Source organism: Saccharothrix coeruleofusca (assembly GCF_014648515.1).
Taxonomy (GTDB): domain Bacteria; phylum Actinomycetota; class Actinomycetes; order Mycobacteriales; family Pseudonocardiaceae; genus Actinosynnema; species Actinosynnema coeruleofuscum.
Genome location: NZ_BMRG01000010.1, coordinates 18,807 through 32,223 on the forward strand (window position 1 = coordinate 18,807; position 13,417 = coordinate 32,223).

Annotated in this window: 12 protein-coding genes; 2 read left to right on the forward strand and 10 right to left on the reverse strand. The window is 72.4% G+C overall.

The genetic code is table 11. From position 1 onward, the window contains the following. From IEZ00_RS36980 to IEZ00_RS22765, 6 genes are all read right to left on the reverse strand, one after another. Positions 1 to 1,203: ABC transporter ATP-binding protein (locus tag IEZ00_RS36980; protein WP_229796000.1), on the reverse strand; the 1,203-nt coding region annotated here is incomplete at its 3' end. A 54-nt stretch (positions 1,204 to 1,257) separates the two neighbouring features. Continuing rightward, a complete protein-coding gene (locus IEZ00_RS22745; protein WP_189225345.1) occupies positions 1,258 to 2,271 on the reverse strand; it encodes an MvdC/MvdD family ATP grasp protein in 1,014 nt (337 codons plus the stop codon). 171 nt (positions 2,272 to 2,442) lie between these two features. Then, positions 2,443 to 2,709 carry a hypothetical protein gene (locus IEZ00_RS22750; protein ID WP_189225346.1) on the reverse strand — a complete coding sequence of 89 codons (267 nt, stop codon included), beginning with the start codon at positions 2,707 to 2,709 and terminating at the stop codon, positions 2,443 to 2,445. Between the two features lie 80 nt (positions 2,710 to 2,789). Further along, complete coding sequence (locus IEZ00_RS22755) at positions 2,790 to 3,068, reverse strand: MoaD/ThiS family protein (RefSeq protein WP_189225347.1); 279 nt, start codon at positions 3,066 to 3,068, stop codon at positions 2,790 to 2,792. Positions 3,069 to 3,121: 53 nt separating this feature from the next. Continuing rightward, on the reverse strand, positions 3,122 to 4,285 hold the full coding sequence (locus IEZ00_RS22760; protein ID WP_189225348.1) for a YcaO-like family protein: 1,164 nt from the start codon (positions 4,283 to 4,285) through the stop codon (positions 3,122 to 3,124). Then, entirely contained in the window at positions 4,282 to 5,595 is a 1,314-nt protein-coding gene (locus tag IEZ00_RS22765) for a TfuA-like protein (RefSeq protein ID WP_189225349.1), read from the reverse strand. The genes IEZ00_RS22760 and IEZ00_RS22765 overlap by 4 nt, the downstream gene beginning before the upstream one ends. A gap of 432 nt (positions 5,596 to 6,027) precedes the next feature. Between IEZ00_RS22765 and IEZ00_RS22770 the strand changes: the two genes are divergently transcribed. Further along, positions 6,028 to 6,267 (forward strand): hypothetical protein, encoded by a 240-nt coding sequence (locus IEZ00_RS22770; RefSeq protein ID WP_189225350.1) that lies wholly within the window; start codon positions 6,028 to 6,030, stop codon positions 6,265 to 6,267. A 109-nt stretch (positions 6,268 to 6,376) separates the two neighbouring features. On the opposite strand, the gene IEZ00_RS22775 is transcribed toward IEZ00_RS22770, so the two are convergent. From IEZ00_RS22775 to IEZ00_RS22790, 4 genes are all read right to left on the reverse strand, one after another. Continuing rightward, complete coding sequence (locus IEZ00_RS22775; protein ID WP_189225351.1) at positions 6,377 to 7,432, reverse strand: NAD(P)-dependent alcohol dehydrogenase; 1,056 nt, start codon at positions 7,430 to 7,432, stop codon at positions 6,377 to 6,379. A gap of 73 nt (positions 7,433 to 7,505) precedes the next feature. Beyond that, a complete protein-coding gene (locus IEZ00_RS22780) occupies positions 7,506 to 8,255 on the reverse strand; it encodes an inositol monophosphatase family protein (protein ID WP_189225352.1) in 750 nt (249 codons plus the stop codon). Between the two features lie 3 nt (positions 8,256 to 8,258). Further along, complete coding sequence (locus IEZ00_RS22785) at positions 8,259 to 8,888, reverse strand: HAD-IA family hydrolase (RefSeq protein ID WP_189225353.1); 630 nt, start codon at positions 8,886 to 8,888, stop codon at positions 8,259 to 8,261. A gap of 2 nt (positions 8,889 to 8,890) precedes the next feature. Then, entirely contained in the window at positions 8,891 to 10,087 is a 1,197-nt protein-coding gene (locus tag IEZ00_RS22790) for an MFS transporter (protein ID WP_189225354.1), read from the reverse strand. A 321-nt stretch (positions 10,088 to 10,408) separates the two neighbouring features. Between IEZ00_RS22790 and IEZ00_RS22795 the strand changes: the two genes are divergently transcribed. After that, a complete protein-coding gene (locus IEZ00_RS22795) occupies positions 10,409 to 13,267 on the forward strand; it encodes a helix-turn-helix transcriptional regulator (RefSeq protein ID WP_189225355.1) in 2,859 nt (952 codons plus the stop codon). The last annotated feature ends 150 nt before the right edge of the window (positions 13,268 to 13,417 follow it).

Sequence of the window (13,417 nt, forward strand, 5' to 3'; positions counted from 1 at the left end):
CGGACCGGTGCCGGGATAGCGGAAGGTGACCTGGTCGAACGTGATGCGGCGGGGGTGTTCCGGCACGTCCAGACCACCGGCCGGGATGGCCCACTCGGCGGCTCGGGCGCGCAACCGCTGGAGATCGGCGATGAACAGGCTCTCGTCGTACAGCTGGTTGACCGCCTGCACCATGCCGCCGAGGCCGCTCGTGCCGGTGCGTATGGCGAGCACAGCGGTCCCCGCGACGGACGTGGCGATGGCGCCGTTCCAGGCCAGGGCGCCCAGGGCGAGGTAGGTGGCGGCGGCGGCGAGCCCGGTCCAGGAAGCGACCCACAGGCCGGTGCGGGCGTCCAGCCCGGCAAGTCGGGTCTGCTCGGCCTCGGAGGCGGCGGACATGTTGCGGAAGTGCTCGAGCAGGAACGGGCCCACCCGGTGGACCCGGATCTCCGGCGCGGCCTCGAAGGCGGTGAGCTCCGTGCTGAGGACCCGGCCCGCGCGCGTGTGCTGCACCCAGGTCTGGAAGCTCTCGTAGCGGCGGCGGGCCATCACGAGCGTTCCCCACGTGTGCGGGACGATCACCAGGGCCAGCAGCGGCAGCAACACCGGGTGCAGCACGGTGAGCACGCTCCCGGCGGCGGCCGTGGAGAGCAGCGCGGTGATCACGCGCGTGCAGTGGTCGACCATTCGGCGGGCGGCGGTCGCACCGTACTGGGCGGTGTCGAGCAGCCTGCGGAACTGGTCGTCCTCGAGCGCGGCCAGCTCCACGCGCGAGGCGCACGCCAGGTACTGCTCGGTGGCGGCTCGTTCGACCTTGGGCTGCAGCCGCCCCGAACCGTAGGTGGAGGCGGCGGTGAGCGCGGCACCGAGCACCGCGGTGACCGCGGCCACCACCAGCGACGGCGCGGCCTGGCTCAGCCAGTCGGTCGCGTCGCCGCCTGCCAGCACAGCGGCCAGCACGGCGTTGACGGCGACCAGACCGACCGCCTGCGCGACGCCGCGCCCGATCTGGGCGCAGGCGACCAACCACACCGCCGCGGCGTCGACCTCCCCCGCGAGGCGGACGGTGGTGCGGACGAGCGGGGGCAGGGCCCGCACCACGGACCACAGGCCGAGCCGGGTCGAAGCGCCGTCATGGGTGTCGGAGCCGTCCAGGTAGAGCAGGCGACCACCGAAGAGGAGCTGTTCCGAGGAGGAGGTACCTGACGCTGGGCGGGTCGTCACCGGGACCTCACGACATCGGGCGGGGTGGCCCGGCGGGGAACGGCGGTGCCCCCGTCACGAGTTCCGCACCATGATGTCGACGAAGGCCTGCATGAGGCGCAGCTGTGGCACCCATTCCTGGACGAACAGCCACTGGCCGTTCGGGTTCACCTCCAGGAAGACGTGCTCGTCGTCGGGCGTCACGATGAAGTCGAAAGCCCCGAAGCGCAGGTCGAACTCGTCGAGCAGCTTCAGGCAGGCTTTCGCCACCGAGTCGGGCAGCTCCCCGGCGGTCGCCCTGGGCAGCGAGTCCTGGCGACGCCAGTCGTGCCGGGTGAGCTCGTTCTCCTGGGACTCGATCCGGCAGGTGAAGATCTGGTCCTCGAAGACGGTGACCCGCAACTCGTGCTTCTTCTCCACGAGCTCCTGGAACATGCAGGCGCTCTGCCGCACGCTGTCGACGTGCTCCATGTCCTCGTCGGTGAACGGTCGGACGAGCGGCATGCCGGGTACGAAGGTCTCGGGGATGTACTCGTCCTCCACCTCCCCGGGCAGCAGGAACGGTCCCGTCATGGACTTGAAGACCATCTTGCCGGAGCACTCGTCGTAGAACCTGCGCACGTCCTCGGGATCGTTGGTGATGATGGTCTTGGGCGAGGTGAGGCCGTGGGCCGCGCCCTTGGTCATCTGGATCATCTTGTTGCCCGCCTTGCGGATGTTGTGCGGGTCGCTCATCCAGTAGACCTCGGGATCGCTGAGGAGCAGCTCCCACAGCCCCCTCGTGGCGTACTCGCTCTCCCGCCTGGCGTAGGGGAACTCCACCCTGGAGAGCGACTTCGACGGACGGGACACGTAGGGCTTCCGCCACCAGACGGCCTTGATGTCGTCGAGGTCGATCAACCCGTCTTCGGTGTGCAGCTTGTTCGACCACTTCCCCTGTCGGAACACCGAGTCGATCCGTGCGCGCAGCGGGATGTCCTCGGGGTAGAAGAAAGCCGACTCCCGGCCGTTCCTGCGCAGGATCTCGGCCGCGGCGTAGGCCGTGGTGTCCCACCTGGACGTGACAATCAGAATCGTCGCCTTGCCCATGACGTCACCCTCGTCCCTTCGATTGGAAGACTTCGCTGTCGAGTGGGCGAACCGGGGTGGGCCGCCGGGTTCCGCGGAGACCCGCCCCGGTTCGGTGGGCCTCCGGAGTTGCGCACGCTGGGATCAGCGTGTGCCGGAGGTCGCCTCAGGAGTGTTCAGCGGACGGGTGGATCACTCGTCGTCCCACCGCGATTCGGTGTCGCTGTCCGCGTCGGGAATGGTGTTGGTGTTCGAGGGACCCGTGTCGGTGCTGGTGTTGGTCTGGGTGGACATGCCGACGGTCACGAAGGGTTCGCTCGGCTCGGGGTCCACGAGGTAGTCGACGAGCCGGTCGAGCTGCTGCCGCGCGCCCTCGTCCGCCAGGACGTCCATGGTGCCGTTGAGCGGCTCCACCTTGCTCAGCAGGTGGCCCGCCATGACCTGCGGTGCGGTTTCCATTCAAACCTCTTCTCGTGCGTCCGGTTCTTGGGTCGAGTCCTTCCCGGATGTCCTCGATAGGCGTTTCCCTTCGTCGGGCTTCAGCCGCCTGCGACGGCGGCCAGGATCATCACGGTGCTGCCGGGGGCGACCGCGGAGTCCGCAGGCCCCAGGTCGCGCACGTCCTCGTCGCCGACGTAGACGCGGACGAAGGGCAGGGGGCGAAAACTGCCGTCGACGACGCGCCCGGCGAGGAGCGGAAACGCTTCGTGCATGTTCTCCAGCACCTGGCGCACCGTCGCCCCGCGCACGGAAAAGCGCCGGACGCCTCCGGTGAACTGCGCCAAGGACGAGGGGAGGGCGATGTGCACCTCACTCATGGGATCACCTCGGACGGGTATGGGGCGGATGTGACCGGAAACCTCCGCGCGGCTCAAGCGGGAGTCTTGGCGGGCATGGCTCTGGGAATGCTGTTCCCGCCTCCGCCGGGGTAGTCCAGACCGGGGCAGACCACCCTGACCACCGAGAAGACATCGGATCGGGTGGACATGTCGACCACGACGGGTGGCATCCCGGTGAGCCTCTCGACCCGGCCTGCGACCTCCCGCAGCTCCGCGTCGAGGTCGTCGTGGGTGGCGCCGTACCCCTCGGTCACGTCGGCGAGGGACCGCCCAGCGCCCGCGGACAGCCGGGGATCGAACACGTGAGGCGGTTGGTAGTCGGACGGCAGGTTGTCGCGAGTGGTGCAGATCCGCGTGAGGCGTGTCTGGACCGCCTCGGTTATCGCGCGGCTCATGGCGACGGTGACGTCCATGTGGGCGCCGGAACCCGCCGCGACGAGCGGGTAGAGAGGTGACCAGATGAACGCCACGAACACGGGGATCGACAGCTCGTTGGGGATCATGGCCACCTCGCACTGCGTGCCCGCGCCGGCCAGCCGGTCGAGCAGCGACACGAGGTGCTCGTCGTCGACCGTGGACAGGTCGACCTGCGCGCGGGAGTCCACGTGGGAGGAGCTGAGACTGGCCAGCGCGTGGCGTTCGACCACCTCGTAGATGCCGTGGAGGCACGCCTCCGGGAAGGAGTTGCCCGATGCGAGACCATTGGACGTGTCCCTGAACAGGTGGGGCTCCCAGAGGCTGCTGCCGACGAACGACAGGCGCAGCAGTTGAACCGGGAGCGGCACCGGGTCACCGCCGACCACCGTGCGGCCGCGCGTCCAGCTGAGCCGCACGCGTTCGAGCGGCTGCTTCAGCGGTGGGACGTTCAGCGCCCGGATCGGGTAGGGCAGTTCGAGGTCGTGCGCGGTCGCTTCGAACTGGGGGCGGTCGAAGTTCTCCGCGTGCCACATCTCGATGGACTCCATCGCCGCGGATATCCGGGCCAGCAGCGGGGTGGCCCCCTTGCCCTGGGAGGTGCCGTAGGTCTCCGACAGGGGACGAACCGCGATCATCACGGGGATGCCGATGTGGTCCAGGTGGGTCACGTCCGCGACGCGGGTGATGCCGAAGTCCCCCAGGAGCGGCTCGATGCGCGACCACGTCACTTCGGGCGGTACGGCGCGGTGCGTTCCCCTGAGCACGATCTTCCTCGTCATGCCGATTCCGCCCGCACGTGCTTCCGCTCCTTTATGGCTCCGACGATGAACGGCTGGAGGATGCCGACCGCTGTCCTGGCGTTGGGAATGCCGCGGCTGCGGTACTCGCGCGACAGCTGCTTGAGCGGGACCCCCCATATGTCGCACAGCAGGATCTTGCTGGCCTCCGCGGAGAGCACGGTCGAGATCTCCTGGCCCAGGGGACCACTGTTCCGGCTGCTGAATTCCCGCATCTGCCGGAGGTACCGGGCGACGGTCTCGACATCCGACGGCTCCTCCGCGCCGAGCAGGAGTTCCACCTCGAACGGATCGCTCAGGTCGGGCATCGGGCAGATGAAGTCGTGCAGCCAGCCCTGCCGCTCGCGGGCCGCCGAGAGCGGAAACCCGGCCGCGCCGATCCGCTCGGACAGCGATTCCGCCAACCCGCGCGCGGGCCGCTCGGCGCGGTCCCGGTGGTCGCGCCTGTGGACTTCCTCCAGGTAGCGTTCCCAGACACGCGGGTAGTGGGGGTCGAAGATCTGCTGGTAGGCGATACGCCGAGCCAGTGGCGGATCCCCGGCCATGCCGATGAAGTGGTTCGCCCACGCGCGCAGGAACGTGGTCTTCCAGTCGGCGCCCTCCGCTCCCACCACCCGTCCGACGGCACCGGCGGCCACGATGTGGTGCGCCACGTCCACGGCGGCGAGGCAGTCCCTGCGCTTCTGGTCGAAGACGTGCGGGTCGTCGGCCACCTGCCGCTCGTACCACTGCGCCACCTCGGGCAGGCCGGTCCGACGCAGGACGTGGAGGACACGGGCCTGCGTCCGCGTGGGGTAATACTCGCGGCGGAGCGCGGAGATGACGATGTCGACGTCCTCCGCTCGTAGCACTCCCGCAGCGCACGCGGCCCGCGCCGCCGTGTAGAGGTTCACCAGGGGGACGCTCAAGCTGGAGTACGGCGCTTCGTCCTCGTGCGCCACCGCCACCGCGTCGTCGCCGTCGAACACGCCGGCGCGGTAGAGCTCGTAGACGGTTCCGACGCCGCGCATCCCGAAAGCGCTCAATTCCAAGGCTCGGAGGGCTCCTATGCTCGCCGCGCCGATCACGGTGACACCCCGGTCCAGGGCGTACAGGTATTCCTTGTGGCGCAGTCCCAGCCTGTGGTGGTAATGACCGTCGACGACGACTGCCGCGTCCCCGGAGCCGATGTCGGCGGAGAAGAAGTCCCCGTGGGACGCGGGCGGGTGAACCACTGCTCCGGGGAACCGCTGGTGCAGCTCATCTGCCGAGCACGTCGGGCCGACGTAAACGTGGACCGTTCCCTTTGTCATCGGTCAACCCTCTTCCAGGATTCCGCCGCATCCTGGGCAGGCACAACTCAGGAATGGTCGCCTTCGGTGCGCGAGTGCCTGCCCAAAAGCGACTCTAGGGGAGCTGGAAAGGGGCTCCCTGATCAGGATTGCGCGATCCGTGACAGATGTTGCGAGCAACTCCGCGCTCGGGTCGGCGGGGCGTGATCGCGGAACACGGACTGCTCGCGGGGGGCGGCAGGCGGCTGATTCCCGGTCGGTACCCGCGCTGCGGAGGAGATCCACGTGCTGGAGTGCGAACGTCATCGAGTCGACCCGTGTCACAGCGGGAAATCCTCCGCGCTGCCTCCTCCGTCCTCTGCCGAGCGACGTACCCGCGCGCTTCCATCCTGGGCCTGCTTCGTCGACCCCGGCGCCCGCTGGGCGGAGTACCCCGGCGTCCTGTTCCACCTCGTGATCCTGTTCCTGATCTCCCGCATGGACGCTCCGATGTGGGCCAAGGGGGCGGGATTCGGCTGGATCACCCTCGACGTGCTGGCCGGTGCGCTCCTGATCAACGAGGTGCCCGCCGAACTGCCCGACCAGATCCGCCTTGGCGGCCACATCCCGGCAGGCACCGGGACGTGGCTGGGCGGCTACACCGCCACCCCGATCCCGGAGCGGGCAGGCGCGGCCACCGCGCCGAGCGCCTGACGCTGACGCTGTTCGGGTGGTGGAGCCCCGGCGGGCACCTCGACGAGGGGACTCGTCCGGGCCGTCCTCTCCGGCGAGGGCGGTGATCCGCCCCTTGGGCGAGGGGTGGTCAGCGCGGCGTGATGGTGGAGGCGTCGATGACGAAGCGGTAGCGCACGTCGCCTGCCAGCACGCGCTCGAACGCCTCGTTGATCCGCTCGGCGGGCACGACCTCGACGTCGGCGCCGATGCCGTGCCGGGCGCAGAAGTCGAGCATCCGCGCGGTCTCGGCCATGCCGCCGATCTGGGAGCCCGCCAACGTCCTGCGGCCGGGCAGGAGGGAGAACACGCCCACCGACAGCGGCTTCTCGGGGATGCCGAGGTAGACCATGGTGCCGTCGGTGTCCAGCAGGGACAGGTGGGCGTCCACGTCCAGCGGGGCGGAGACCGTGCACAGGACGAGGTCGAACGCGCGGGCCAGGGCCTCGAAGGTGCCGGGGTCATCGGTGGTGCGGTAGTGGTCGGCGCCCGCGCGCAGGGCGTCGTCCCGCTTGTCCGGCGATCGCGACAGGACGGTGACCTCGGCCCCCATGGCGTGGGCGATCTTGACGGCGAGGTGGCCGAGGCCGCCCATGCCGAGCACGGCGACCCTCGTGCCCGGTCCCGCGTTCCAGCGCCTCAGCGGCGAGTAGGTGGTGATGCCCGCGCACAGCAGCGGGGCGGCCTGTTCCAGGGGGAGGCCCTCGGGGATGCGGTGGGCGAAGTGCTCGTCGACGACGATGTGGGTGGAGTAGCCGCCCTGGGTGGGCTCGTCGCCCCGGTAGTGGTCCAGGTCGGAGTAGGTCTCCACGGAACCGCCCGCGCAGTACTGTTCGAGCCCCCTCTCGCAGTTGTGGCACTGGCGGCAGGAGTTGACGATCACGCCGACACCGACGCGGTCGCCGACGGCGTGGCGGGTCACCTCGGCGCCGACCTCGGTGACGATTCCGGCGATCTCGTGCCCCGGCACCATCGGGAACAGGCCCTTGCCCCAGTCGCCGCGCGCCTGGTGGATGTCGGAGTGGCAGATGCCGGTGTAGCGGATCTCGACGGTGATGTCGCGAGGGCCCGGTTGGCGCCTCTCGATCGTGGTGCGCGTCAGCGGTGAGCCAGCCGCGCTGGCGGCATAAGCGGCAACGGTGGCCATCCGGTCCTCCTCTGCTTATCGGCCTCGCGTCCCTGTCCTTTGAGGACTCCGAATCGTGTGCAGGCGGTGGTGGTCACTTGGTGGCGCGGGTGGCCGACAGGGCGTCGAGCAGCGCCCGCGCGAGTTCGGGGCGGCAGATCAGCAGGTCCGGGATGCTCGCGCCCCGGTTGCCGTAGACCAGCGGCGAACCGTCCACTCGGGACGCGTGCGCCCCTGCGGCCCTGGCCACCGCGACCGGTGCGGCGCTGTCCCACTCGTACTGGCCGCCGTCGTGCACGTAAGCGTCCACCGCACCCGTGCACACCGCGATCGCCTTGACCCCCGCCGAACCCATCGGCACCAGTTCCACGTCCAGCACCTCGGCCAGCGCGTCGACCAGGGGCGGGCGGTGGCTGCGGCTGACCGCCACGCGCGGGCGGGTGCGGCGCCGGGGCTCGGGCAGCGGCGCCGGATCGGCGGTGTCGTGCGTGCGGCCCGAGGCCGGGGCGACGGCACCCGCCACGACTTCCCCGCCGTCGGCCAGGGCGACGTGCACGGCCCAGTCGTGGCGTTCCCGGTCGCGGTACTCGCGGGTGCCGTCGAGCGGGTCCACGATCCACAGCCGCCCCGAGCGCGCCCCGTCCGGCACACCGCCGCCCTCCTCGGACAGCACGGCGTCTTCGGGCCGGTGCTCGCCCAGGGCGCTGACCAGGAGGGCGTGGGCCCGGCGGTCGCCCTCCCGGCCCAGTTCCGCGCCCTCCAGGTCGGTCCTCTCCCGGCGCAGCCGCAGCAGCAGGTCACGGGCGCTGTCGGCGAGGCGCCGGGCCAGCACGTGGTCGTCCACCGGTCAGCCCTCACCGGGGACGGTCAGCGCGACCCGGTCGCCCACGACCTCGAAGCGCACGTGCGACAGGTCCGGTACGACCACGTCCGCCGCCAGGTCGTTCCCCAGGCCGAGGGTGGTGCAGCCCGCCGCGCGCCCCGAGGTCAGACCGGCGGCCGTGTCCTCGACGACCAGGCAGCGCCGCGGGTCCACGCCCAGCATCCGCGCGCCCAGCAGGTACGGCGCGGGCTCGGGCTTGCCCCGGTCCACGTCGTCGGCGGTGACCAGCACGTCGGTCGTCGGCAGGCGGGCCGCGGCGGTGCGGGCGGTGGTGACGTCGCGCGTGCAGGAGGTCACGATCGCCTTGCGGTCACCCACCGCCTCGGTGGCCTCCCTGGCGCCCGGCAGCACGACCACGCCCTCCAGGTCGTGCGTCGCGATGTGCGAGTAGTGCGCCAGCGCCTCCTCGTGCCGCTCCGGTGGCAGCAGGGACGCCACGATCTCCTTGGCGGGCTTGCCCTTCGTCCCGGCGAGCCGGGCGGGGTCCACGCCCTCCTCCTCGGCCCAGCGCCGCCAGGCGCGGCGCACGGCCTCCGTCGAATCGATGAGGGTGCCGTCCAGGTCGAACAGCACCGCGTCGAACTCCAGTCGCATGATCATCCCCTCGCGGCAGCGGTTGCGGTTTCCCGTTGCGGCTGCGCGGCCTCGGCGCGGGCCACCTGGCGCACCAGCAGCACCACGAAGCCCAGCGCCACCAAGCCGAGCGCGCCGCCCAGCACGGCCACACCGGACAGGCCGCCCTGGTCCAGCGCGATGCCGCCGAACCCGGCGCCCGCCACGATGCCGATGTTGAACGCCGACACGGCGAAGGACACGGCCAGCTCACCGCCCTTGCCCGCGGCCTGGAACAGCGCGGCCTGCACCGCGGGCACGAACGACCACGCGGCCAGCTGCCACACCGTCACCAGGACGATGACCTGCACCGCGCCGGTCGACAGCGGAAGCACCGCGAGCAGCGCCGCCGCGGTGACGCCCGCGGTGGTCAGCAGCGTCAGCCGCGAGTTGGCGTCCGCGCCCTTGCCGCCGACGACGTTGGCGACCACCGCGCAGAAACCGGCGATGAACAGCACGATGATCACCATGGTGCCGCTCAGGCCCGCGCGCTGCTCCAGCAGCGGGACCAGGTAGGTGTAGACGGTGAACGACGCGCCCCAGAACACGGTGATGGCGGTGAGGCCGATGACCACCGGCATGGCGCGCACGGCGCGCAGCCGCTCGCCCAGCGACGGCGCGGACTCGTCCGCCCCGGTGGGCGGCAGCGCCGCGGCGATGAAGACCATCGCCAGCAGTGCCATGCCGCCGATCACCAGCATCGGGGCGCGCCAACCCATGTTGTGGCCCAGCAGCGTGCTCAGCGGCACGCCCAAGGCGGTGGCGGTGCTGACCCCCGCCTGCACGACGGCGATCCTCGACGCGCGCCGGTGCTCGTCGCTGAGCCGTGCGGCGGCGCCGATGGCGGTGGCCAGGTAGAGACCCATCATGCCGCCGGAGAGGATGCGCGACCCCAGCAGGACGGGGTAGTTCGGCGCGAGGCCCGCGGTGAGGTGCCCGAGCGCGAACACGGTCAGGCAGCCGAACAGCACCTTGCGGCGGTCCACGCGGTGCAGCACGGCGGACAGCACCGGCGCGCTCACGGCGAAGGCCACCGCGTTCAGCGTCACCAACTGCCCCGCCACCGCCTCCGACACGTCGAGGTCCCGCGCGATCTGGGGCAGCAGTCCGACGACGGCGAACTCGGTGCACGCGACCGCGAACGCCCCGGCGAACAAAGCCCACATCCAGAACTTCTTCACTGCGCCCTCCAGGATGAACGGGATTGGGGATCGTCATCAGGGTTGACGTGTCGCGCGGCGGTCATGTGCTCGACCCGATCGGGACCGCGCGGTCACGCGGTTCGCGAATGCTCGTTTTGTCTGCAAAGAAGTCCCCGGCCCGCCGGTCCCGCACACCGGGATCGGTGCGGGATTCACTGGATCGGCGCAATGCGGAACGGGGTCCCGAAGCGTCGCCCGGTGGAGCTGAGGGGGTTGACCGCGCATGCGGTAAAGCAGGTGCGTAGCGGGTGGACGCCGGACACGTGTGCCCACTGCTATGACGCCTGGGGAGGAATTGACGTGCTGGACGACGGTGTCGGCAGACCACATTCCGCGTCCCCTGGCCGATCGGCGGAGCACGCGCGGCAGGCAGGCCGTGAAGCGGTCGACTCGGCGTTCGGCGCGCTGGCCGAGAACCGCGGGCGCGTCCTGATCGCCGAGCACCCCGGCGTGCTCGGGCGCAACGCCGTCGTCGAGCGGGTTCGCGCCGAGGCCGCGCGGCGGGGCGTGCGGGTCGCCTACGGCCGCGCCACCCGCCTGGACCGCGTGGCGCCGCTGTCGACCCTGGTCGCCACGCTGACCGCGGGCGGGGCGGTCGGGCAGACCAGCCTCGGCGAGCTGGACGGCAACCAGCTCACCACGCTGGCGCGGCTGCGCTCCGCGCTGCTGGGGGCGGCCGCCGGGCAGGGGCTGCTGGTGTGCCTGGACGACTTCCACCACGCCGACGAGCTCACCGCGCTGACCCTGCGCGTCCTGGTGCCCGCGCTGGCCGACGCGCCCGTGCTGTGGCTGCTCGCCCTGCACCCGCCGCTGGCCGGGGCCGCGGTCCGCGGCGTGATCGACGTGCTGCTGGAGACGGGCGCGCACCGGGTGCCGCCCGAGCGGCTGACCGAGGCCGCGGTGCGGGGGCTGTGCGGGGAGGCGCTGGTCGCGGAAGCCGGGCCCGGTCTGGTGGCGCTGGCCTCCGGGGTCGACGGCGACCCGGAGCTGGTCGCCCACGTGGTGCGGGCGCTGCACGCCGCGGGCCACGTCGAGGTGCGCGACGGCGTGGCCGAGGTCGCCCCGGACGCCGGGCGCCGCCCGCTGCCCGACGCGGTCGTGCGCGCGGTCCGGGCGCGGCTGACCGACCTGCCCGAGCCGGTCACGGCGCTGCTGGAGGCGGGCGCGGTGCTGGGCAGGCCCTTCACCGTGCACGAGGCGGCGGGCTTGACCGGGAAGCCGGTCGCGCAACTCGCGCGGGCCGCGGGCGACGCGGTCGAGGCGGGTGTGCTGGCGCCGCGGCCGAACGGGCTCGGCTTCGGCCACGAGCTGATCCGCCGGGCCGTCTACGCGGGGCTGGCGGAACCGGTGCGCGCGGCGCTGCACCGGGAGGCGGCCGACGTGGTCGCCGCGGAGGGCCGGGCCCCGGACGAGGTCGTGGAGCACCTGGAACGCGCCGGGCACACGGGGTCCGCCACCGTGGTGGAGGTGCTGCACCGGGCGGTGCGCGAGCGCGCGGCGCGGGAACCGGGGGTGGCGGCCGACCTGGCGCTGAGGCTGCTGGACCTGCTCGGCGACGCCCACCCCCTCACCGACGAGCTGACCGTGGTGGCGGTGCACCTGCTGACCGCCACCGACCGGGGCGAGCGGGCGTGGGAGCTGGCGGTGCGGGCGCTGCACCGCGACCTGGACGCCGAGAGCGAGACGCGGCTGGTGTGCGCCCTGGCCGAGCTGGCCGACCCCGCGCACGGCCGGGGCGACGACCACGCCGTGGTGGAGTACGCGGATCGCGCGCTGGCCCGTGCCGATCTCGCCGAGCACCACCGCGCCGAGCTGCGGGCCGTGCAGGCCTACCGGCTTGCCTCGACCGGGCGGAGCACCGCCGCCGACGTCGCCGCCGACGAGGCGCTGGCGGCGGCCGGGAGCGGGCGCGGCGAGGCCGTGCTGCTCGCCTCGGCGGCCAAGGGCCTGGCCGCGCTGCGCCGGGGCGAGTTCTCCTCGGCACTGGAGCGCACCCGCGCGGCCGTGCGCGAGGCCGACCGGCTGGGACCGTTCGTCCGGCGGCGCCACGCGCGGCTGTGGTTGTGCCCACCGCTGATCGCGCTGGACCGCTTCGACGAGGTCGACTCGACGCTCCTGCTGGTGGAGGGGGAGTCCAGGCAGCTGCGGACGTCCTGGGCCACCCCGCAGTGGCACTACTACCGCGCCCGCGTGCGCGCGGCCCGCGGCGCGCTGGCCGAAGCCGAGGCGGAGGTGGAGTCCGGGGTGCGCGCCGCCCGCGAGGGGACGGCGCACGGTCTGCTGGGCGAGCTGCTCGGGCTGCGGGCGGAGATCCGCACCACCCGCGGCGACCTCGCCGCCGCCGAGACCGACCTGCACGAGGTCGAGCTGCTGCCCGGCCGCGGTGCCGACACAGCGCGCTTGGCCTGGTGGCGCGCGCTCTGGTTGTGCGCCGCGGACCGGGAGGACGAGGCGGCGGAGGTGGTCGCGGGCCTGCTCGCCACGACCGACCTGGTCGCGTTCACCGCCACGCTCGCCGCACCGGCCGCGCCGGTCCTGGCCAGGCTCGCCCGCCTGCGCGGTGACCAGCGGGGCGCCGCCCGGCTCGCCCGAGTCGTGCGGGAGTTGGCCGACCGCAACCCCGGCGTGCCGTGGACCGCCGCCACCGCCGCCCACCTGCGAGGCCTGGACGAGCGCGACCCGGCCGCGATCGTGTCGGCCGCCGAGCTGTACCGGATGAGCGGGCGGCGGCCCGCCCGCGCGGCGGCCCTCGTCGACGCGGGGGAGCTGGCCCGCGAACTCGGCGACCAGGACCGGGCCGAGGAGCTGCTGGCCGAGGCGGAGCGGGTGTGGCTGTCCTGCGGCGCGGAGCCCGCCGCCCGACGGGTGGCCCGCCGCCTGGCCGGAGTGCGGTCGCACGGCCCGCCCGCCGACGGCGTGGTCCCGCCCCCGTCGCCCGAGCAGTGGGCCAGCCTCACCGAAACCGAGGTGCGGGTAGCCCGTCTGGTCGCCCGCGGCCTGACCAACAAGGCCATCGCCACCAGGCTCACCCTGTCTCCCAACACCATCGGCACGCACGTGCGCAACGCGTTCACCAAGCTCCGCGTCACCAACCGCGTCGAGCTGGCGCTGCAGGTCATCGCCCACGATCGCGCGCGGAGCGCCCACGACCGGCGCTGAGCGCCCTCCAGGACCACCTTCCCGTGACGCCCGCAGGTGCTCCGCCTGCGGGCGTCGGCATTCCGCCGGTCCGCCTCGCCCATTCACGTGAGTCCGCACAGCCCGTCGGGCGGCATTCCACGCGATGCCGCTCCGCGAGGTTCATGGATT